This window comes from Priestia sp. 10L35, assembly GCF_056395685.1.
The window spans coordinates 1033685-1055235 of the sequence record NZ_JBFTKA010000001.1 but is presented as its reverse complement, the minus strand read 5'-3'; the positions used below and the strand labels follow the sequence as shown (position 1 = coordinate 1055235).

Sequence of the window (21551 nt, the reverse complement as noted above, 5' to 3'; positions counted from 1 at the left end):
CCCCTCGTGATGATTTTCTCTTCTATTAAGAAATTCTTTTATTCCCTTGTCCTGATAGAGAACTATCATCTTTTTTCTTTTTTATAAAGAAGTACGAACATACCACAAATACAGCAATCAGCAGCGTGAGATAAAACTGAGTGCGAAGTGAATCAATAAATGCCATCGCAATAAAGATACTTGTGATTGCCGCAATCGTTCCATACGTTAAATAAGGATACAGCCACATTCTGATTTTTAATGCTTCCGGCTTTTCTTTTTCGTATTTCTTTCTCATGCGAAGCTGTGAAAAAGCAATAACAAGGTACACAAGAAGCGCTACGCCTCCCGATGCGTTTACTAAAAATAAAAAGATTTTATCAGGTGAAAGATAGTTAAAACCAACGCTGATGTAAGAGATCACGGTACATCCTACAATGGCATTAAACGGAATGCCTTTTTTACTCACCTTCAAAAACATGCGCGGCGCGTCTCCTTTTTGCGCCATTGAGTACAGCATACGAGAACTTGTGTATAGACCTGAATTTAGGCAAGACAAAACAGCAGTCAGTACGATAAAATTCATAATTTGAGCCGCTGCCGGAACGTTTACCAGCTCCAATATCGAAACAAACGGACTTTTCATCAAGCTTGAAGAATCCCACGGAAGGATCGTTACTAAGATTAAAATAGACCCAAGATAAAAAAATAAAATACGATAAATAACGGTATTTGTTGCGATGGTGATTGCTCGCTCAGGCTGAGCCGATTCTCCAGCCGCTGTTGCGACAATTTCTGTCCCCATAAAAGAAAACATGACAATCGCCACTCCTAAAAAGACGGAGCTGATTCCATTTGGAAGAAATCCTCCTCTATGAAGAAGGTTTGACGCTCCTGGAGACTCTACTCCCGGTATTAAACCGAGGATGATCGCTCCTCCTAAAAGTAAAAACAGCACTAAACTAACCACTTTAATAAGTGAAAACCAGTATTCAAATTCACCAAATGATTTAACAGAGTATAAGTTCGTTAACGTTAATAAAAACGTCAGGATGAGACTCACGCCCCAAGACGGTAAAGACGGAAACCAATATTGAATAATCGTTGAACCCGCAATCGCTTCAACTGCAATAACAATTACCCAGAAAAACCAGTACAGCCAGCCGATTGTGTAGCCGGCCCACGGTCCAAGCGCTTCTCTGGCATATGTGGCGAACGAGCCGCTTGAAGGATTAGCCGTAGACATTTCCCCCAGCATTCGCATAACTAAAATCACCAGCAAACCGGCAAACGCGTACGAAAAAATGGAACCAGGACCCGCTGCGTTAATGAGCGATCCGCTTCCAATGAACAAACCGGCACCAATGATTCCCCCTAAAGAAATCATGGTTATGTGTCGAATTTTTAATTCTTTTTTTAACTCAGGCGGTTGATGACTCATGTTAAAATCCTCCTTATAGGAACCGTCATTTAAAGAATTACACGTTCTTCGCATCGCGCGTTAAATATGTAAGCCCTTACAACAATATGGACAAATAACTGCTGTTTTTCTACCCTCCTTCTATCTGTACATTCAAATGAAGCCTTCACTTGACGAAAAAGATAGCTTCATTCGACAAAAATTACTTTTCGAATTATATGATAATTTATATTGAACAACTTTGTCTATTGTTTTTTTGAGAGGAAGATCATTTTATTTACTGCCGATAAACTCTTTCCCCTATCGTAATTCTTTACTTCAAAACATCTTTTCTTATACTTTACCGACACTCCTTTCTTTTCGTTTTGTTCAAAATCACTATAAAAACCATAGATTCATTGGTTCTTTAAACAAAAGTGTTTATTTTTAAATTTTTTTGAACATTTTTGTTAAAAAACTATGTACAAAACGATAATAAGGTGATTATAATACAGGTATAGGGTGTTGGAATATTAATTATGTTTAAAATTTTCTAAAAAAAGGGGTAATGAAAATGAACACAATGAATATCAACGAAATCAAACAATACAAACACGAGCCTTTCACAGACTTTACGATTGCACAAAACAAAGATGCATTTGAATCTGCATTAGAACTTGTACAATCAGAGCTTGGCAAGGACTATCCTCTTGTAATTGGCGGAGAATTAATTACAACAGAAGATCAAATTCAGTCCATTAACCCAGCAAATAAAACAGAAGTTATCGGCCGCGTGTCAAAAGCAGATCAAGACTTGGCTGAAAAAGCAATGCAAGTAGCACTTTCTACCTTTAATACGTGGAAAAAAGAAGCGCCGGAAGCACGAGCAGATATTCTTTTCCGCGCAGCGGATATTATTCGCCGCCGCAAGCATGAATTTTCAGCTTACCTTGTGAAAGAAGCCGGAAAACCGTGGAAAGAAGCAGATGCTGATACAGCAGAAGCAATTGACTTCCTTGAATACTACGCTCGCCAAATGGTGCAGCTAAAAGACGGTGCGCCTGTGGAGAGCCGCGACGGTGAAGAAAATAAATTCAACTACATTCCGCTTGGTGTCGGTGTTATTATTTCACCGTTTAACTTTCCGTTAGCGATCATGGCAGGAACAGCAGCAGCAGCAATCGTAGCAGGAAATACAGTTCTATTAAAACCGGCTAACAACACACCGGTTATCGCAGCAAAATTTGTAGAAGTAATGAAAGAAGCTGGCCTTCCAGACGGCGTACTGAACTACGTGCCGGGAAGCGGAAGCGAAATTGGCGACTATTTAGTAGATCACCCAAAAACACGCTTCGTTTCATTTACAGGTTCACGTGAAGTAGGCTGCCGCATCTATGAACGCGCGGCAAAAGTACAGCCTGGTCAAATCTGGCTAAAACGCGTTATTGCTGAAATGGGCGGTAAAGACACGGTCGTTGTAGATAAAGATGCTGATTTAGATTTAGCTGCTTCTTCTATTGTATATTCAGCATTTGGCTTCTCTGGACAAAAGTGTTCAGCAGGCTCTCGTGCAGTTGTTCACCAAGACGTATACGATATCGTTCTTGAAAAAGCAGTTGCGCTGACAAAAACATTAACAATGGGCAGTCCTGAAGATGTGAACACGTATATGGGACCTGTTATTGACCAGGCTTCTTTCAACAAAATTACAAAGTACATTGAAATCGGTAAAGAAGAAGGCCGTTTAATGACGGGCGGAGAAGCAGATGATTCAAAAGGCTACTTCATTCAGCCTACGATCATTGCAGATGTAGATGAAAAAGCACGTTTAATGCAAGAAGAAATCTTCGGCCCAGTCGTAGCATTCTGCAAAGCGCGCGACTTCGATCATATGATGGAAATTGCTAATAATACAGACTACGGTTTAACAGGTGCCCTTCTTTCAAATACGCCTGAGCACATCGAACGTGCAAAAGAAGAGTTCCACGTCGGAAACCTTTACTTCAACCGCGGTTGTACAGGTGCCATCGTTGGGTACCAGCCGTTTGGCGGATTTAATATGTCAGGAACAGATTCAAAAGCTGGCGGTCCTGATTACTTGATTCTGCACCTGCAAGCAAAAACAACAAGCACGACGCTTTAATACTCAGTAGAGCAGCCTTAGGCTGCTCTATCTTAAAACAACAAGGGATTTTTTTCTATAGGGGGAGATATTTATGTTAGCAGAGGTATCTAAAAATGTGTTTCTTCACGCTTCCCAAAATAAAGCGCTAAACAAAGCAGCGAAAAAATGGGGTCTTCGCTTTGGTGCAGCTCAAGTGGTAGCTGGCGACACGATTGAACATGCGATCAAAAAAGTACGGGAACTGAATGAAAAAGGACTTGTTTGTACGCTTGATCATTTAGGGGAATTTGTTTCAAGCAGAGAAGAAGCTATCGAAGCGACTCAATATAATGTCAGAACGCTGGAAGCTATGGGGCAAGCCGGTGTAGCGTGCAACTTATCTGTCAAAATGACGCAGCTTGGTTTAGATATTGACCGCAGTTTTTGCGTTGAGAACATGCGCCGCATTCTTGAAACGGCGAAAAAATACGACAACTTTGTCCGAATCGACATGGAAGACTACGCTCACTGCCAAATGACGCTAGATATTTTACGAGAGCTTCGCGAGACGTTTGATAATGTTGGAACGGTTATTCAAGCTTACCTGTTCCGCGCTGAACAAGACGTAAAAGAGCTAAAAGGCGTTCCTCTTCGATTGGTAAAAGGCGCGTATCAAGAATCACCAACCGTGGCGTTTCAAGACAAAGCCCAAATTGACGAGAACTATATGCGAATTATTGAAGAGCATTTGCTGAGCGGGACGTACACGGCTATTGCATCTCATGACCACAATATTATTGCAAAAGTAAAAGAGTTCGCTCACAAAAACAACATCCCGCGCACGCAGTTTGAATTTCAAATGCTGTACGGATTCCGCACAGACATGCAGCTTAGCCTTGCAAAAGAAGGCTATACAATGCGCGTATACGTGCCATTTGGCAACGACTGGTTTGGCTACTTTATGCGCCGCTTAGCGGAAAGACCGCAAAACGTCGCATTTGCTTTAAAAGGATTCTTTTCTAAATAAGCAGTCATTTAGTAAGTCCCTTAATGAAAACGCTATCATTTCTTTGTGCCCTTTGTAGATGCTCCTGCAAAGGGATTTTTTATACGATTTCTCTTCTCTTTCAGTGTGTATTAAGGTAAAATAAAAATACGAACAAACGTTCTTTTTATTCCAAACAAAAAGGAGAGTACATATGAATCCTCTATCAAAATTAGAACTGCCTCCTAAGCTAGAACCTTACCGAAAAGAAATCGAAAAAACATGTAAGCCTTACATCCACATCAATACGGTTATGAACAGTCCAAAATTATATGAAAGCAAGTTTGGCGGCAACCCTTACCTTCCTCTAGAAGCAAATCATCCTCTTGATTCTCAAGGTAAGCCGATGCTCCTGATGGCACAAATCAATTTTTCTGAAGTACCTTCCTATGAAAATATGCCCGTTCAAGGCATGCTTCAATTTTTCATTTGCGGAGCTAATAACGAAAGCACGGGCGATATGTACGGCCTTGATTTTGACCATCCTACGGTTCAAAAAGACTTTCGCGTCGTTTTTTATGAAGACGTAACCACAGATGAAAAAAAGCTAACAACCGATTTTACGTATCTTGAAGACATTGACCGGGATATGTTCCCTATTCCTCAAGAAGTAGGCTTACAGTTTGAAATAAAAATCGAACCCGTTTCCCCTACTGACTATCGATATAATGATATAGAATCAGATTTATTTGACGATGAAGAAACGGAAGAAATCTACTGGGATGAGCTTACGGGCGAGTATCATAAAATGGGCGGATACGCTTTTTTCACTCAAAGCGATCCTCGAGACTACGAGGAAGCGCTGCGAGCATACGATGTTCTGCTTCTTCAATTCGCCATGGACGACGAAGCGGATATTATGTTTGGTGATACGGGTGTGGCGAATTTCTTTATTAAAGAAAAAGACCTTCGCAACCGCAACTTTAGAGATGTTCTATACAACTGGGACTGCTGTTAAAAAAACGCCCTCTTAGAAAAGTATCTAGGAGGGCGTTTTTCCACATTATTATTATTTACTACTCAGCCTGTTTTTTCGTCTCTTGCAGCATTCAGCGTTTCTTTAAACTGCTGTAGCGCTTTTGCATCTGCAAAGGTGCTTGTAGGAATAACGTATCCGCTCATTGCGCTAACAAGAATAAAGATATGTTCATCGGTTTCTCTAATTTGAGTGATGCTTGACCAAGGAGTCTTCACTTCTCCTTTTGAGCTTTTCTCTACCAAGCCATCTTCCGTAACCATCATAGTATGCTTACCCGTCAGACTGCTGTTATCTCCTGCATTTATTACCTTTACAATGTTCTTTTTAATACTTCCGTAAAAGTACTTCGGATAAAATAAAAACCACAGCACCGCAAACAGTGCAAACGCTACGAACATGCCAAGTAAAAATTCTCCTTCAACCCACGAAACAAGCAAAGGAATAAGAAGAAAAATAAGCGACATCCATCGCTGAACTCTCAGCACTTTTTGTACTCTTTCCGAATGTTGAGCGTGATGCATGTTAAAAGCTACGTAATCATCTTTGGTTAACGTATAGTGATATTCCATATTAATCTCCAATTCTCCTAAATAACAACAAAATAAAATATACCTCATTTGGTGTTATATGTATATAAAATAATAAGTTTTTCTTATGAAAAGCATCATCTTTTTGTCATTTTTTTACACGTATACATCACATAAACTTAACTAGTACTCTACTATTTAAGGAGGAATGTTTATGACTTTTACACTGACGCATATTGATCATATTCAGCTAGCTGCACCCCCAAATTCAGAAAGCGAAGCACGACATTTTTTCGGAACCGTTCTTGGCTTAACAGAAATCGAAAAGCCGGAAAGTCTAAAAAAGCGCGGCGGCGTGTGGTTTGAATTTGGTTCTTATCAGCTGCATATTGGTGTTGAACCTGCCTTTTCACCCGCAAAAAAAGCGCATCCAGGCTTTCACGTTAAAAATCTCCCTGCGTTCAAAGATCATCTGACTAACTTCGGTATTTCTTTTATAGAAGACAAAAACATTCCCGATGTCGAAAGAATTTACGTGGATGATCCTTTTGGCAACCGAATGGAGTTCTTAGAGAAAGTGAACCTCCCTTTTTCTAACTGAATGTTCGACAAAACAAGAGCTCTTATTTAAGAGCTCTTGTTTTCTTTTGGTCCTTCTTTTTGCTTTTCTTTCCACAGCATGTATAGCAACACCCCCAGCACACAAAATGCCACACCAAACATTGTTAAAGGAAATAAAAATGTATTAATAAAATGATGATAAACCCATGAGTCGTTCATCTAACCAGCTCCAATACGCATCGTTTTTTACAGTATGCCCTAATATAAACTTTTTTATGTTGTGTGAAATATCATGGTTTCTATCATATTTCTATTTCTTTTTAATAGAGTAAATAGTAGATACATAACATTCTCCTCTTAGAGTTTTCATCCGCTGATTTCAAAATTTTATTAGAGGAGGTTTACTCTATGAAAAACAAGTTTACTAAAAAGCCTAAAAAGCTTTTTTGGATCCTTTCTTATAAATCATTAATTATCGCTATACTATTTGTTCTTTTAACATCAGCTGCTATTTTTACCGTCACGTATTCAACCCTTCAGCATACGCTGCGCTCAAACGTTGTCTATCAAGCACTATCAAATTATAAAGCCCAAAGCTTGTTCTACTTCATGCATACGGAAAACCATCATTTCTCTCATGCCTTTGAAGAAGACTTCTCCCCGCCTCCTCTCTCTTCTGTCGCCCTGCAGCTGGCGACGAATATTCGCGTGGCAGATACAAGAAGTCTATTTGGATCAGAACTGCCCGGCTTTTCTATTTTTGATTCTCATATTCTATTAGCCGGTGAAGGAACGGATTATACGACGATTCCCCATGAATCGGCTCCTCCTCTCGAAAGCATTTCCGGGGAGCGTGATTTGGATCCTGCTGAAAGCAAAACGTACGAAGAAAGCAAAAAACAGTCTCAAGCACAGGCCAAGCAAAGTACGGGAGACAGAAAAGTTGTGTACATCTACCACACGCACAGCTGGGAATCTTATTTCCCTTTACTTGGTATGCAAGGTGAAGCGAATGAAAATAAAGCCGTTGATAACAAAACCAACATCACGCTCGTTGGTCAAATGCTAGGAATGGAATTAAAAGCAGACGGAATCGGTTCGGAAGTAGATACAACTAATATGACGCAAAAGCTGAATGAAAAAGGCTGGGGTACGGGACGAGCCTATATGATGTCTCGCAACGTCGTGGAAACGGCTCTTCAGCAAAACAAAGACGTCGATTATTTAATTGATATTCATCGTGATTCACTGCGCCAAGAAAAAACAACGGCCGCTATCAACGGCAAATCGTACGCTAAAATGATGATTGTATTAGGTGAAGCGAACCCGAAATTTGATGAAAACGTGAAAATGGCCAAAGCGATCCATGAAAAACTAGAGGAAAAATATCCAGGCCTTAGCCGCGGAGTATTAAGCAAAAAGAAAACAAGCGGCAATAACGGGCTATATAATCAAGACTTATCCGACCGCTCCATTTTAATTGAAGTAGGGGGCGTCGATAACAATATGGAAGAACTCACAAATACCGTCAAAGCTTTTTCTGATGTGTTCAGCGAGTATTACTGGCAAGCTGAAAAAGTGAATGCGCAGTAAACAAAAACTAGCTACCCCAGGTAGCTAGTTTTTGTTTTTATGAGAGTCACGCTTCTCCTCTTTTTCACACGCAAAGCACACCAGCTTCCCTTCAACAACCACACCGTTTAAAAATCCCTCTAAACAGTACACGTTCTTTTGACATACTGTGCAGATTCCAACGTACTCTTTCACAAATTCCTCACTCCTTACATACGATTAAAAACCATAAAAAAAGCTCTATTAAAGAGCTTCTTTCCGTACATAGGATTTTCCTTCATTTCAACAAACGGCTCATTTCCTCGGGAGAAAGCGGCTTATCGAATAGATAGCCTTGACCGATATGACAGCCTTGCTCCGTCACAAACTGCAGCTGTTCTTCGTTTTCGATTCCTTCTGCAGTTAGATCAAAGTTAAGTTTCTTTCCCATTTGAATAATCGTTTCCACCAGTACTTTTCCAACTTCGTCTAAGTCGTCAATAAATGATTTATCAATTTTTAACGTATTAATCGGCAAGTGTTTGAGATAGCTAAGGGATGAATAGCACGTTCCGAAATCATCCATCGCCACTTTTACGCCTAGACTCCGCAGACGGTTTAACACTTTTTTTGATTCTTGACTGTTTTGAATAACGCTTTCAGTGATTTCAAGTTCCAGAAAGTGCGGCTCAAGGCCCGTTTTTTTCAAAATTTGTTCCATCTCCGCTACGAATCGTGAGGACTTCAGCTGAATAGGTGATACGTTCACTCCTATTTTACTCGCTTGTGAATTCAGCTCCGTCCATGCTTTCATCTGCTTACACGCTTCTTCCAACACCCACTTGCCAACCGGCACAATTAGACCCACTTCTTCTAAAATAGGCAAAAATTCATTTGGATAGACGGTACCAAATTTTGCGCTATTCCAGCGAATAAGCGCTTCTGCCCCTATGACATCAGACGTTTTCAAATCGATTAACGGCTGATAAACGAGCTGAAATTCCTCTCTTTCTAGCGCATACTTTAACTCATTCTCCATGCTGATTGTTTTAATTATTCGTTCATTAGATGAAGACGAACTCATTTCATATGTGTTTCGTCCATTCCGTTTTGCTACATACATCGCAATATCTGCTTGCTTGATCAGCCGGTCGATTAGTTCATCTGCGTCTTTTGGAATAATATGCTGCTGACATTCCTTTGAAAATAGGCTGATACCAACGCTTGTAGAGGTTAGCACTTTATCTCCGTCTATATAAAAAGGAAGCGACATTTCTTTTACAATCTGCTCGGTCATTTCTTCAATTTCCTCAACAGTTTGTAGTGAATGCAGCACTAAAATGAACTCATCGCCCCCGTGCCGCGAGATAAAATCAGAGGAAGGAATACATTTTCTTAACCTTTCTGCTACGCGCCTCAGCAGCACATCGCCGTGATGATGGCCAAGCGTATCATTTATTGATTTAAAGCGGTCTAAATCCAAAAATAAAATGGCCAACAGTTCAGGAGATTCCCGATTTAAAAGCAGTTTTTTCAGCTGCTTGTTTAACCAATAGCGATTAGGCAAATTGGTTAACGGATCATAATAAGCCATTTGCTTAATTTTTTCTTCATATGCTTTTCGTTTTGTAATATCATTGCGAATCGATACGTACTGATACGGCTTACCCCGCTCATCTAAAAAAGGAACAATGGTTGTATCCACCCAGTAGTACGAACCGTCTTTTGCCTTATTTTTTATTTCTCCGTGCCATACCTTACCGGATCTGATCGTGCTCCATAACTCTTTAAAAAACAAGCTTGAATGATGTTTCGAATTAATAATACGATGATCCTGACCGAGAAGCTCATGTCTTTCGTACTTAGAAATTTCACAGAATTTATCGTTCACGTGATTGATGAATCCGCGACTATCCGTAATCGCTACAATTGATGATTCATTTAACGCAAGTTCAATATCATTTAGTTTTTTCAGCGCTTCTTTAAATTTATATTCAAAATGCCTGTTTTCCATAGCCTATACACCTTTATCAAAATTTTAACGATAAAACAAAACCCATGACGAAATGATAGAGAGGAATCGTGAATAATGAATACAAATTAACCAGTAACGGATAACGAATTAATCTGTCCGGTTACCTTACATTATTAAAATAGCAAGCGTAGGATCACTGTTTTCCTCTTTTCACCTTCACAAACTTCTTACAAGAAGTTCGTGAAAAAATTGATAGATTGTTTCGTTTATCCATGTCTTTTATCACAACTTTTCTATGGTACCATTAAAATGATTTTTATAGAAATGAAAGTGTACTTTCTTCACTTAATCGACATACCTTTTGATGGTGAACAAAAAAAGCCCCTGCTTTAGACAGAGGCTTTTCACACTTTCTTCTTACGTGCTCGTACGCGTCAGCCACGGGAGAATAAAGTTTTGAAAGGTTTTGTTGTATACAACAATTCGGTTCAGATAATACGGGTCGTTATCTTTTGTAATAAGATGCGGCGCTAAGATAGCTGCTTGGTGAAAACCAGCACCTTTCACAATCTTAGCTACGTCATCATTTGTATTGCCGTATGGATATGCAAAGTAAACTGGGTCTATTCCTAAATGGTTCTTAATCGTTTCTTTGCTTTTTCGTAAGTCTTCAGCAAACGCGCTGTATTTAGCAGGCGTCAGAAATAAAGGCTTGTCTTCTTCTAAACGGTGCATATCATATGTATGCGAACCGATTGTCGCAAGGCCGCTGTCTTTCATTTCTTTTAGCTGACTCCACGAAGCCATGTTTAAATTTTGAAAATCCGTTGCTCCCACTTGTCCTGCGATTACATATAGCGTAAACGGAATGTTTTCCTTTTTTAAAATGGGAAACGCGTTTTGATAAACAGTACGGTCAATATCATCAAATGAAATCCATACGCAGCGTTTTGGAAACGTGCCTTTTTGCTGATACGCTTCAATATCTTTTGGCGTAACAAACGTAGCGTCAAGTTCCTTCAGCTTTTTTAACTGATGTTCAAAATCATTGCTGTAGACGCTGTACTCTGTCAGTTCGTCAGACTTTGTAACTGAGCTGACAACTCGATTAAACCAATTATGCTTGCGCACACGATGATAATTTAAGCCTAAGCATCCGTTCGTCCCAAGCGCTGGCTCCACGGTCGTTGTTGCTTTCGCCTTGTCTTCCCAGTTCACTACTTTAAAGAAAATAAAGCTAACTACCGCTGCCGCAATCAAAAGAAAGAATACATATTTCTTCATACGTGCTTCCTCTCTTCAGTATGTTTTAACGGATTAACGTCAAACTCGATGTACTGTGCACGCTGAAGCTCCTGAATTTGATCCTTGGATAAAAGCTCAAGACGCTCTAAATCTTTAATACTCGTATACGCCGGCTCTTTTCGTCGGTTTAAGCTTCCAAATCTCTTTTTGTTGTAGGATCTCCATAAAAACAGAGCCAGGAAAAAGAAGCAAAAAATAGCGAGTCCAATTACTAAAAATGTTCGAATTTCGCCGTTCGTCGTTTTGAACGCAATTTTTAATACCCCGCTGTAACGGTCATTTACGCCGATAACAGCTGAAAGGAAAAACCAAAGAACAATGGCACAATAGAGCCAAAAAACAGAGGAAACAATGATGCTTATCACTAATCGAGCAAGAGGCTGTTTGGCTTGAATCATGATTTGCTCTTCGTTAAGCCGCGGTCTGGACTGCTCCATGTAGCATAGCCTCCTTTCACTCTAGATCTGATAGCACGAGGAAATGCGCCCACTACCACAATCGTATTCACAATCCAATAAAGCGCCGGGTACCATGCAGCCCATACGTAATACCGCTTCACGTTGTCGTATTTTGAATCAATTTTCAGCGCAATAAACAGTTGAATTAAGCTCATAAACACCAGGGAAAATGACGTAAACGTAAACCAAAACAGCATGTCTTGGGGGCTGCTCGCCGTAACAAGCAGCATGATAGTCACAAACAGCCATGCGAATGACCAAAGGGTACTGATCCACTGCTCTAGGTATACAATCCAAATTCTGCGCTGCTTCCATTTTAATAACACTTTCCAGTGGCGAAGCATTACCTCTTGTCCGCCTTGAGCCCAGCGTACTCGCTGGTTCCAAATTCCTTTTAAGGTTTCGGGCACAAGCATCCAGCACAATGCCCGCGGTTCATAGCGGATATCCCAAAAGCGCTGCTGCAGCTTCCAGCTCACGGCGATATCTTCCGTAATCATGTCACGATCCCACAGCCCGACGTCCACAAGTGCTTTCTTTCGAAAAGCTACTACTACGCCTGAGACCGTCATTACTTTTCCTAAAATTCGCTGTGTTCGTTTAATAGAACCGATAATAGAAGAATACTCAACTAGCTGAATGCGGCTCAGCAGCGTATTACGGTTTCGAATGCGCGGATTTCCGGTAACGGCTCCCAGCCGTTCCCCTTTATGAAGAAAATGATGGATTAGATAATATGGAGCGTCTTGATCTAAAATAGCGTCGGAATCTAAGCAGATTAAAAACTCAGCTTTAGATGCATGCGCACCTAAATGTAACGCGTTGGCTTTTCCTTTATTTTCATAAAGCTGAATCACACGAACTTCAGGGTGATTTCTGCTGATTTCCTTTAAAATAGCAGCTGTTCCATCCGTACTGCCATCGTTAATAAGGAGGATTTCTTTAGACGGATAATCTAACGCCAAAAGGTGCTTAAGCGTTTCTTCAATCGTCTCTTCTTCGTTATAGCAAGGCACTAAAAAGCTCACTAGCGGCCATTCAATTGTTGAAAAATCAACTTTAGGATCTCGGTCGCGATAGCGTATGTAAATAAGCGTGCCTGCAATCCAAAATAAAGACATAATAAATGGATACCAGAAAACAAAGCTCGCAAGCTTTTCAAATCCAGGTATTAATACGTGTTGCATATTCATTTTTCTGACTCCTTCACACCAATTAAAATTGCACAGAGTGACAATTTTATCACTAAATTGGTTAAATAGAACATAGTAATTTTAACCATCTAAAAAAAGATACTTTTAAACTACTTTTATTCCTATATTATACAACCCTTAAATGTAAGTAAGAAGCACCAATAAAGGATGGGCAAGTTACCTACTTAAAGAAGTGACATATAGTATCTTTATAGATTAAAAGCGTGATGGTTGCAGGTAGTATATGAAAGAACCCTTTTCCCTAAGGAGGAATAACAAATATGAACGAACAAATTCAAAAGCTGCTCAATAACTTAATTCAACTTGAACACGTCTCTTCGACTTTATACCTAGCTATGTCTAACTATATGAATCGATTAAACTATAAAGGAATGGGCAGCTGGCTGCGTCTGCAGTCTGAAGAAGAACGCACTCATATGCTAAAACTTATTGACTACTTAGTTGACCGCGGCGGAACGGTAGAATTAAGCTCTTTGCCTGCTCAGCCAAGTGAGTTTGGGTCACCGTTAGAAACGTTTCAAAAAGTATTGGAGCATGAGAAGTTCGTCACGAATTCTTATCGTCAAGCGTTTCAATTTATCAGCCAAGCGAATGACCCTCAAACGTTAGTCATCGTGCAGGACTTTTTACGAGAACAAGTCGACGAAGAAGCTCAAGCTCAAACGATTGTAGACCGTCTAAAAATCGCCCAAAATAACCCTGCAGCTATTTTTATACTCGATCAAGAACTAGGACAGCGGAAAGCTGCACCAGCGGGTGGAGCAACTGCGCAAGGTTAAAAGCGCAGAAGAGTGTAGCACAATGTGCAGAACCAATAACACGACGCCCGTTTCCTTGTTTCGAGTTGGTATTCACCACGGCTATTATGGCTATCCGCCTAATGTGTATAACGCCATTCAAAGGCTTATGAATCAATATATGCATCAGCTTCACTATCATCGACCTCAATATGTTCACGTCTACTACGTGCACCCTTCTCTTATTCACTACTACCTTCACTAAGTTAAGGAGAATAAGAACCTTGCTTCTTGAAGAAATTCACCGTTTCTCCACCCTAATTCAGGAATTCCAATCAAAAATATGGATATTTATGCTAATATAGGTTTTGTTAATCAAATAAAGAAACAATTATTAGCGGGGTGTCATATGGATAATCAATACGTTGTAGGATGGGGAACGCTGGCTTTAATTAATGCCGGATTAGCACAAGGTAAAAATCGAACGGGTCTGAACTGGTTCTTATTATCTCTTGCTTTAGGACCGCTTGCTACCTTCATCTTACTGCTGGTTGAAAAACGATAAAAATTGGTTCAAAGCTCATTTTTTTGAGCTTTTTTCTTTATCCTTCGACTATAACTGCTCTTCAAAACAAGTAAAAAAAGCTCCGCTTGAAATTTTTTTCTCGACTTAATATGCATAAATCTATTCATCATTCAGCGTAAATCGGGCTGCATTTTGTTAATAAAAAACCTACTCTTTAGAAAAGGAAGGAAGCTCCTTTTTAAACCTTTGTTTCTGACAATAAAATCAAAAGAAAGAAAAACGCTTTTATTCTATGCTTTTCTAATTAACAGATTAACTGTTTTCTTCAGATGATTACCTTTTACATGGGACAGCTGTGCATCTACTGAATGATGTCAAACTTCCTGTATTTCTCAATCTGTAGGATGAATAAATACTCATTTGCTTCATTTGACAAAGAAATAAATGCTGTGTAATTTAAGTAACATACCCCATCTAAAATGTTTTTAGAAAGGATTAAATAGCAAGATGCGTACAAAAAAAGAAGAGTGTATAATTGACGAAATGGGAAGAGTATCCCTTCCTTCTTTGTTTATGCAACTAACAAAACTCGAGACAAACGACAAAGTTTTTTTGCGGAGCTGTGATGATTGGATTATTATCGATCATCATGATGAAAATGTCCCGGTTCCTTCTCATATCTTCATTCGAACAATTGACCATATGGGTAGAATAGTCATCCCAAAATCCCTGCGAGATGACTATGAACTTAAGCCCTTTGATTATGTAGAACTATACGTGGTAGAACAGCAAATTGTTATGAAAAAAAGAGACGAAAAATCGATAGCGCTTTCACAAAAACCTGCGGTGGCTCCTCCTTATTATGCAACATTAACCGGCCGGCAGATTCAGCTCACTTCTGAACTTTTAACGTCCGTGGAATTGGATGCAAACATGGAGGTTCAATTTTTTATTAACAAAGAAAATAACATTGTGATTCAAAAATATGAAATGAGTTTTGGGAAGAAAACGACTTTAACATTTACGGCTCAATCTCGAAAAATTGATGACCGTTTTCGACTTACTATTCCTAAAAAGCTGCGAGATGATTTCTCCATCCACTCAGGTACGATGTTAAAAATCAAGACAGGTAATAAGCAGCTCATTTTAGAAAAAGTGGAGAGTGAAAAAGAGATTAGCAGCGTATTATCTCAGCAAATAGACGCAGCAATTGTTGAAAAATCACCGAAATAAGAACGACGCCAAAAACAAATGGTTTCCTACGGCTTCAAAGCAAAAGCTAAGAGTTACGCATAGACTGACCCTTTCTATACTCAACTCTTAGCTTTTAGACTTATCTTCCGTAAACGTGTACAAGCCGGTTACTCCACATAATAGCACTACTTCCAAAATAAAAAAACCATTTCCATATCTATCAAAATATTTGTAAATAATTTCAATATATGTGTATAATGAGGTACTTTGCATAGAGGAGGCTGATTTAGTTGAAGATCTCAACAGGAGCTGAATTTTACGATAACGCCGAGACGTTTTTGGCCTATACAAAACGTCGGCAGCAAAAAGAAAATGCCAACGATACGATTGAAAAACCGGCCATTTTACAGCTTCTAGGTGATGTTACAGATGCAAACGTTTTAGATTTAGGGTGCGGAAACGCTGGATTTGGTGCGGAGCTTCTTGAACAGGGATGTTTCTCTTATACCGGAGTAGACGGCTCTATCAATATGATAAACGCGGCTCAGCAACAGCTTTTAAACTATCCAAATGCAAGAGTGCTCCATGAATCGATGGAGCATTATACTCCACCACGCACCGAATACGATTTGGTTACTGCAAGACTGTCTCTCCACTACATGGAAGACTTATCCTCCATTTTCGCTAAAGTGAATCAAGCACTCAAACCTGAAGGAAGATTTATTTTTTCTGTGGAACATCCAGTCATTACTTCCACTTTGCAGCCTTCTGCTCTGCGCACAAACTGGACCGTGGATAACTACTTCTCAATGGGATTCCGTCAGCAGCACTGGATGGGCGGATACGTTCAAAAGTATCATCGCACGCTTGAAGAGTACTTTTCTTTGATGCAGCAAAGCGGATTCACCGTTACAAATTTAAAAGAAGCATGCCCTCAAAAAGAACATTTCGACAGCGCTGAAACTTACGAGCGGCGAATGCGTATTCCTTTGTTTTTACTGATGAGCGGCGTGAAGAACAGATAAACTAAAAATACTAAGAAAGATCTTAACTAGTCTTTCTATAGGTAGAATCCATGCGTAGTCATTTTCAATTATTTGACCAAAAAAGCATCAAACCCTTTGTTAAGGAAACAAAGGGTCTGATGCTTTTTTAAAGAAAGATTTACTTAGCGTTTGTGCTAATATAATGTTTAATTACTTCATAAACATAGTCTTGGCAAGCTGCTGCTGTGTTTGGATTATATTTTCCACCGTTTACTTTGTTGTTAGATAGCACTCTAATACCTAAGAATGGAACGTCATAGCTTCCTGCAATTTGTGCTGCCGCTGCGCCTTCCATTTCTTCTACAGACGTCCCGTACTTAGTATGGAACCACTTAATTCGATCCACTTCGTTATTCCACGTGTCCGCTGATCCTATCGTTCCTTCTACCACTTTTCCTTTTTTATATGTATCTTTTACTGCATTTGCAGCCGCCAGTAACTTCTTATCTCCTTCATAATAGCGAGCTTTTTCAGCATCAGGATCTTCACCAGCGCTTCCTTCAGAAGCCATTAAATCCATCGGCTTCCACGCAGCAGGATCCATTCCTTCGCCTTCTTTTTTATCGCCTGTTTTTAAAGAGCCTATATTCGTTGTTCTCTTTCCTAATACAATATCAAACACGTTCAGATTTTCATCATGTCCGCCTGATGTTCCTTGATTGATAATTGCTCTAGGATGGTATTTTTCTATAGCTATCGCTGTAGCAGCTGCCGTGTTTTCCATTCCTTTTCCCGTTTTAACTACAATAACCGGATAATTATCGACACTTCCTTTGTAAAAAACAAAATTCCCCGACTTTTCTTCTTTTACATTTTCTAATTTTTTAGCGAATTTCTGCGCTTCTATCGGCATCGGCCCTTGAACAATAATAGGCTTCTGCTTCTGCTTATCTCCGGCTTCCTTTTTTGAAGCTGCGTTACACCCGGCAAGTACAGATAATAATAAAATCATACCAATAGTAAGTAAAGCCCCTGTTTTTAGCATCTTGTTCTTCATAGATTGTTACTTTCACTCCATTTCGTTTTGTTGTTTCATACACTCGATGATTGGACAAAAGAAAAAACCTATAACACTTTTGATTTTCTAAGCTTTTTAGAGTCAAAGTATAAGAAGTTAAGCACGGAATAACATGTATGTATTGATAAACCGAACGTTTTTACACTTTAACTCGTAGTCCAGTTCTTTGAATGGGAACCAGGTAGAGACACTCAGACCATATTTCCAAGCATATACGAGTAATATTTTTCACTTTCTAAATGTATCAAATACAAAATGGTTATTCAATACATAGACGAATATTTTAATTAAAAAATTGTTTAAACGTTCGTTTTTATGATTGAAACCTGCTGAATCTTTTGTTAATTTCTATCTCAATACAAAAAAAGTGTCTCAAAACCGAAACTTCGAGACACTTTTTATACTTACTGAAAACCTATATTTATCTTTCCACCTTCACTTCACGTTAATTGGCAGCGGTGCATGAGGAGCTACAAGCTTCTGTTCACGCATTTCTTCCCAGAAGGCTGCCGGAATTACTGTGTTTAATGCTGCTTTATCTTCAGCAATACGCTCAGGACGACTAGCACCAGGAATAACAGCGGCAACCGCTGGATTAGCCAGTGAAAATTGGACAGCAGCAGCCTTAATGCTGATCTGATGACGATCTGCAATAGCTTTGATTTTTTCTACTTTTGCCATAATGTCTGAAGATGCTTTTTGATATTCAAAGTGCGTACCTCCAGCAAGAACGCCTGAGCTGTATGGTCCGCCGACAACAATGTCCATATTATGCTTTACGGCTTCGGGCATTACTCGCTGCAGCGCACGCTCATGATCTAATAACGTGTAACGGCCAGCTAGCAACGAGACATCCGGCTTTGCTTCTTCCAGCTCCAGCATGATTTCAATTGGCTCTACTCGGTTTACTCCAAGTCCCCATCCTTTAATAACTCCTTCTTCACGCAAACGTGTAAGCACACGAAATGCGCCCGTTCGAGCAGACTCAAATTGTCCTACCCACTCATCTCCATAAAAATCTTGCGCAACATCATGAATATACACAAAGTCTAAGCGATCTGTTTTTAAACGATTTAAGCTTTGCTCGATCGAACGAAGAGTGGCATCTGCGCTGTAGTCATTGATAATTTTATTTTTACGGCCAAATTCAAAAAGCCCGCCTTTTTCTCCCATATCACGTGAAGATGTGTCTTCTAGTTCATCTGAAATAACGCGACCTACTTTCGTACTTAGCACATACTCATCGCGATTTCTTTTTGATAGTGCTTCACCAAGGCGTATCTCGGCTAAGCCAGCTCCGTAAAGAGGAGCTGCATCAAAGTAACGGATGCCGCTTTCCCAAGCTGCATCGACCGTCGCAATGGCCTCTTCTTCTGGAATATTACGATACATATTGCCCAGAGGTGCCGTTCCAAAACCTAGTTTTCCTTGTAGTATCTCTCTCATATTCATAAAACCTCCTGAAATTTTTATAATTCTATTTTAGAAATTGATCAGTATGAAGGTAAACTCAACGACTGATCTATTCATTAAATGTCATATTATCTCCTGACAAAATTTATTATGAAGCATATACACAATAAAAAAAAGTACGCACTTCAAAGTAATATGGGAACTAAAAAGTAACCTACTAAGGAGTAAATGAGCTTTTCAGACTCTCCTTTTATTTATGTACTTTCTACTTCTTACTCATGCAAACAAACATTTTGCATACAATAAGCAGAAAGCTACTTTATAAATGAGGTGAGATTCTTGAGAGATGAATACTTCAAAAAAATTGAAGATAAGCTCGATAAGCTTGATGAAATGGACGATTCCACAATGAAAGAAGAACAAAAAGATGAATATTTTCAAAGTCTGCTAGATGATATGGATGATTTGTTGAAAGACATGCGCCAGCGAGAAAAAGACTCGAATCATCTCGTCAGCGAACATATGAAGACGGTTAATGACATATTTGATAACGCAATCAAAAATTTAAAAAAAGACCGAAGCTAGCGTTATAGCACTTCTACTCCATTTTAATATACTGATTTTTCTGTTTTTTAAATATAAAAATATAGTATTTCACATGTAAAAATGGTATTTTCAGTATACGCAAAAAGTAGGAGTGAAAAAAGGAATGGAAAACAGTCATTTTAAAGAACAAGTCAAAACGAAGGAAGAGCTTCGCCATATAGTCGGCGCGCCTAACAAATTGGCGCATCAAAAAATAATTTCTTATTTAGATCGACACTGCCGGGAATTTATTAAACATTCTCCTTTTGTTATCATCGCTACAGCTGATTATAAAGGAATTTGCGACAGTTCTCCGCGGGGGGATCACCCTGGTTTTGTACAAGTCGTCGATGAGAAAAGGCTATTGATTCCAGAGAGGCGCGGCAATCAAAAAGTAGATTCATTGGAAAATATTTTATCTAATCCTCAAATAGGGCTGCTTTTTTTGATTCCAGGCATAGAAGAAACACTGCGGATTAACGGCAAAGCTTGCATTGTAAAAGAAAAAGCGCTGCTTGAAACAATGGCGGTTCACAATAAAACTCCGCTGCTCGCTATCGGCGTCGAAGTACAAGAATGCTTTCTCCACTGCAGCAAAGCATTCAAGCGATCAAAGCTGTGGAATCCAGCATCTTGGGAAAGAGTCGAAACGCTTCCTTCCGCAGCTAAAATAGTCGCAGAACACGCAGGCTTTTCTACCCTAGAAAGCCGCAACAATCCCGAAGAAAGCAAAACTCAGCACCTCTATGAAAAAAAGCCGCTATAATGCGGCTTTTATCATTTTACCATCAGAAACAGTATACTTCCGGCAATGATCAGAATTGGTAACAAAGCAAGAAGCACCCCTTTTTTCGAACTTCCTATGTATTCATGATCACCATAGGCGCGGCCTGCTCTAAAATCTGCTTTCACCTGAGATTCTTCTTTTTTATGTTCTTTTTTCATCCTCTTTGCCTCCTAGCGGCATTTGAGCGTCAATTTGCTTAATATGATGCTTTAAATGAGCAATATAATCTTTAGCCAACCACTGCAGCGAAACGAACTTTCCATCTTTTAATTCGAATTGATACATATGCTTTTCTGTTGGTATATGCAAAAGAACGGAAGCAATTTGCTTATTTAAACTGCGCCATAGGGCAACTATTTCTTCCATGGGCATATCTTGATAGTGCTGCAGTTCTACCCATTCATCTTGTTTGTAAGGCGTCAGGACCAAAGGTGTTTTTTCATGCTGCACGTTGATAAAACGCTGCAAATTGTGAAGGGCTGAGTCACATAAGTGCCCCACAATTTCTTTCGGGGACCACTTCTTAGGAGCAGGACGGTTTGACGCCGCTGCTTCAGAGAATACTTCAAGCTTTTTAGGAAACTTTATCATCCATTCATTTAACTCAATAACCGTCGATTTCACGTTCATTTCCCCTTTAAACATGTTTTTAAAAAAACCTTCCCCATATAATATTCATCGACTGATTTTCCATCTACAACGAGCGAACATATTTTTTTTCCTTCTATTTTAAAACCCATCTTTTTATACAGCGAAATGGCCGTTTCATTGTGGGTCATAACGGTTAGCTCTACTCGTTTGATGCCGATACGCGCCGCCCAGTTCTCCATTTCTTCAAACAATGAAGTACCAATGCCCTGGTTTCCATAGGAACGCAGTACGCCAACAGCTAAGTATGCGCTGTGTTTTTTTCGATTAACGCTTCCGCCAATCACAGATAAATGTCCGACAAGCTGTCCGTCTTGTTCCGCCACTAAAATGGTCGAGTTCGGCATCTTTAAAAAAGTTGTAATCATTTTTTTCTGCTGTTCGAGTGTAATCGCACGCTCATTTTCCTCGTACAGCATATATGCTGTTTCTCGATCAAGCTCTTTATTTAACGCTAAAAAAGCGGCTGCATCGGAAGCTAAAATTTCTCGAATCACGTT

The 21551-nt window shown here is 39.5% G+C and carries 26 protein-coding genes and 1 riboswitch; of the genes, 12 read left to right on the top strand and 14 right to left on the bottom strand.

Annotated elements, in window-relative coordinates; genetic code table 11:
• Positions 1-25: 25 nt before the first annotated feature.
• Positions 26-1420 carry an amino acid permease gene (locus tag AC1DEF_RS05435; RefSeq protein ID WP_028409796.1) on the bottom strand — a complete coding sequence of 465 codons (1395 nt, stop codon included), beginning with the start codon at positions 1418-1420 and terminating at the stop codon, positions 26-28.
• A 532-nt stretch (positions 1421-1952) separates the two neighbouring features.
• Between AC1DEF_RS05435 and pruA the strand changes: the two genes are divergently transcribed.
• From pruA to AC1DEF_RS05420, 3 genes are all read left to right on the top strand, one after another.
• Positions 1953-3521, top strand: coding sequence for an L-glutamate gamma-semialdehyde dehydrogenase (gene pruA / locus AC1DEF_RS05430; protein WP_097823135.1), 1569 nt, complete (start codon positions 1953-1955; stop codon positions 3519-3521).
• Positions 3522-3594: 73 nt separating this feature from the next.
• Positions 3595-4509 carry a proline dehydrogenase family protein gene (locus tag AC1DEF_RS05425; RefSeq protein ID WP_097823136.1) on the top strand — a complete coding sequence of 305 codons (915 nt, stop codon included), beginning with the start codon at positions 3595-3597 and terminating at the stop codon, positions 4507-4509.
• A gap of 172 nt (positions 4510-4681) precedes the next feature.
• A complete protein-coding gene (locus AC1DEF_RS05420) occupies positions 4682-5485 on the top strand; it encodes a YwqG family protein (protein WP_097823137.1) in 804 nt (267 codons plus the stop codon).
• A gap of 62 nt (positions 5486-5547) precedes the next feature.
• On the opposite strand, the gene AC1DEF_RS05415 is transcribed toward AC1DEF_RS05420, so the two are convergent.
• A complete protein-coding gene (locus AC1DEF_RS05415) occupies positions 5548-6075 on the bottom strand; it encodes a YcxB family protein (protein WP_097823138.1) in 528 nt (175 codons plus the stop codon).
• Between the two features lie 172 nt (positions 6076-6247).
• Between AC1DEF_RS05415 and AC1DEF_RS05410 the strand changes: the two genes are divergently transcribed.
• The gene (locus AC1DEF_RS05410; protein WP_043978541.1) at positions 6248-6634 is read left to right on the top strand and encodes a VOC family protein; all 387 of its coding nucleotides are present in this window, start codon (positions 6248-6250) and stop codon (positions 6632-6634) included.
• 26 nt (positions 6635-6660) lie between these two features.
• On the opposite strand, the gene AC1DEF_RS05405 is transcribed toward AC1DEF_RS05410, so the two are convergent.
• Positions 6661-6813 carry a hypothetical protein gene (locus AC1DEF_RS05405; protein WP_013058513.1) on the bottom strand — a complete coding sequence of 51 codons (153 nt, stop codon included), beginning with the start codon at positions 6811-6813 and terminating at the stop codon, positions 6661-6663.
• A gap of 189 nt (positions 6814-7002) precedes the next feature.
• Between AC1DEF_RS05405 and spoIIP the strand changes: the two genes are divergently transcribed.
• On the top strand, positions 7003-8187 hold the full coding sequence (gene spoIIP / locus AC1DEF_RS05400) for a stage II sporulation protein P (RefSeq protein WP_097823139.1): 1185 nt from the start codon (positions 7003-7005) through the stop codon (positions 8185-8187).
• Positions 8188-8211: 24 nt separating this feature from the next.
• Here spoIIP and AC1DEF_RS05395 read toward each other — a convergent pair whose 3' ends face one another.
• From AC1DEF_RS05395 to pgaC, 5 genes are all read right to left on the bottom strand, one after another.
• Positions 8212-8361, bottom strand: coding sequence for a hypothetical protein (locus AC1DEF_RS05395; RefSeq protein WP_016765142.1), 150 nt, complete (start codon positions 8359-8361; stop codon positions 8212-8214).
• A gap of 82 nt (positions 8362-8443) precedes the next feature.
• Positions 8444-10159, bottom strand: coding sequence for a putative bifunctional diguanylate cyclase/phosphodiesterase (locus tag AC1DEF_RS05390; RefSeq protein ID WP_043978537.1), 1716 nt, complete (start codon positions 10157-10159; stop codon positions 8444-8446).
• A 378-nt stretch (positions 10160-10537) separates the two neighbouring features.
• The gene (locus AC1DEF_RS05385; protein WP_097823140.1) at positions 10538-11404 is read right to left on the bottom strand and encodes a polysaccharide deacetylase family protein; all 867 of its coding nucleotides are present in this window, start codon (positions 11402-11404) and stop codon (positions 10538-10540) included.
• A complete protein-coding gene (gene pgaD, locus AC1DEF_RS05380; protein WP_097823141.1) occupies positions 11401-11862 on the bottom strand; it encodes a poly-beta-1,6-N-acetyl-D-glucosamine biosynthesis protein PgaD in 462 nt (153 codons plus the stop codon). The genes AC1DEF_RS05385 and pgaD overlap by 4 nt, the downstream gene beginning before the upstream one ends.
• Complete coding sequence (pgaC, locus tag AC1DEF_RS05375; RefSeq protein ID WP_097823142.1) at positions 11820-13076, bottom strand: poly-beta-1,6-N-acetyl-D-glucosamine synthase; 1257 nt, start codon at positions 13074-13076, stop codon at positions 11820-11822. The genes pgaD and pgaC overlap by 43 nt, the downstream gene beginning before the upstream one ends.
• Positions 13077-13357: 281 nt before the next feature.
• On the opposite strand from pgaC, the gene AC1DEF_RS05370 reads away from it, so the two are divergent.
• The 5 genes from AC1DEF_RS05370 (at position 13358) to AC1DEF_RS05350 (ending at position 16579) form a co-directional block, all read left to right on the top strand.
• Positions 13358-13876, top strand: coding sequence for a ferritin (locus tag AC1DEF_RS05370; RefSeq protein WP_097823143.1), 519 nt, complete (start codon positions 13358-13360; stop codon positions 13874-13876).
• A 22-nt stretch (positions 13877-13898) separates the two neighbouring features.
• Positions 13899-14099: a hypothetical protein gene (locus AC1DEF_RS05365; RefSeq protein WP_141425866.1), complete on the top strand. Its 201-nt coding sequence runs from the start codon at positions 13899-13901 to the stop codon at positions 14097-14099.
• A 144-nt stretch (positions 14100-14243) separates the two neighbouring features.
• A complete protein-coding gene (locus AC1DEF_RS05360; protein ID WP_014458731.1) occupies positions 14244-14399 on the top strand; it encodes a hypothetical protein in 156 nt (51 codons plus the stop codon).
• 468 nt (positions 14400-14867) lie between these two features.
• On the top strand, positions 14868-15593 hold the full coding sequence (locus AC1DEF_RS05355) for an AbrB/MazE/SpoVT family DNA-binding domain-containing protein (RefSeq protein WP_097823144.1): 726 nt from the start codon (positions 14868-14870) through the stop codon (positions 15591-15593).
• A gap of 251 nt (positions 15594-15844) precedes the next feature.
• Positions 15845-16579, top strand: coding sequence for a class I SAM-dependent DNA methyltransferase (locus tag AC1DEF_RS05350; protein WP_097823145.1), 735 nt, complete (start codon positions 15845-15847; stop codon positions 16577-16579).
• Between the two features lie 139 nt (positions 16580-16718).
• Here the strand turns inward: AC1DEF_RS05350 and AC1DEF_RS05345 are convergent, their stop codons facing one another.
• The 3 genes from AC1DEF_RS05345 to AC1DEF_RS05335 form a co-directional block, all read right to left on the bottom strand.
• Positions 16719-17552 (bottom strand): 5'-methylthioadenosine/S-adenosylhomocysteine nucleosidase, encoded by an 834-nt coding sequence (locus tag AC1DEF_RS05345; RefSeq protein WP_477727311.1) that lies wholly within the window; start codon positions 17550-17552, stop codon positions 16719-16721.
• The gene (locus tag AC1DEF_RS05340; protein WP_477727310.1) at positions 17518-17655 is read right to left on the bottom strand and encodes a hypothetical protein; all 138 of its coding nucleotides are present in this window, start codon (positions 17653-17655) and stop codon (positions 17518-17520) included. Before AC1DEF_RS05340 ends, AC1DEF_RS05345 begins: the two co-directional genes overlap by 35 nt.
• A gap of 97 nt (positions 17656-17752) precedes the next feature.
• A riboswitch (purine riboswitch) is annotated at positions 17753-17856 on the bottom strand.
• Positions 17857-18053: 197 nt separating this feature from the next.
• Positions 18054-19064 carry an aldo/keto reductase gene (locus AC1DEF_RS05335; RefSeq protein ID WP_043978513.1) on the bottom strand — a complete coding sequence of 337 codons (1011 nt, stop codon included), beginning with the start codon at positions 19062-19064 and terminating at the stop codon, positions 18054-18056.
• 306 nt (positions 19065-19370) lie between these two features.
• On the opposite strand from AC1DEF_RS05335, the gene AC1DEF_RS05330 reads away from it, so the two are divergent.
• Together AC1DEF_RS05330 and AC1DEF_RS05325 are read left to right on the top strand one after the other, a co-directional pair.
• A complete protein-coding gene (locus tag AC1DEF_RS05330; RefSeq protein WP_013058531.1) occupies positions 19371-19616 on the top strand; it encodes a hypothetical protein in 246 nt (81 codons plus the stop codon).
• A gap of 124 nt (positions 19617-19740) precedes the next feature.
• Complete coding sequence (locus AC1DEF_RS05325; RefSeq protein WP_097823146.1) at positions 19741-20382, top strand: pyridoxamine 5'-phosphate oxidase family protein; 642 nt, start codon at positions 19741-19743, stop codon at positions 20380-20382.
• A gap of 11 nt (positions 20383-20393) precedes the next feature.
• Here AC1DEF_RS05325 and AC1DEF_RS05320 read toward each other — a convergent pair whose 3' ends face one another.
• Genes AC1DEF_RS05320 through AC1DEF_RS05310 form a run of 3 tightly spaced genes read right to left on the bottom strand, consistent with a single transcriptional unit; the run spans position 20394 to position 21548 of the window.
• Positions 20394-20561, bottom strand: coding sequence for a hypothetical protein (locus AC1DEF_RS05320; RefSeq protein ID WP_176521208.1), 168 nt, complete (start codon positions 20559-20561; stop codon positions 20394-20396).
• Positions 20545-21033 carry a DinB family protein gene (locus tag AC1DEF_RS05315; protein WP_318331445.1) on the bottom strand — a complete coding sequence of 163 codons (489 nt, stop codon included), beginning with the start codon at positions 21031-21033 and terminating at the stop codon, positions 20545-20547. Before AC1DEF_RS05315 ends, AC1DEF_RS05320 begins: the two co-directional genes overlap by 17 nt.
• On the bottom strand, positions 21030-21548 hold the full coding sequence (locus tag AC1DEF_RS05310) for a GNAT family N-acetyltransferase (protein ID WP_097823148.1): 519 nt from the start codon (positions 21546-21548) through the stop codon (positions 21030-21032). The genes AC1DEF_RS05315 and AC1DEF_RS05310 overlap by 4 nt, the downstream gene beginning before the upstream one ends.
• Between the last annotated feature and the right edge of the window lie 3 nt (positions 21549-21551).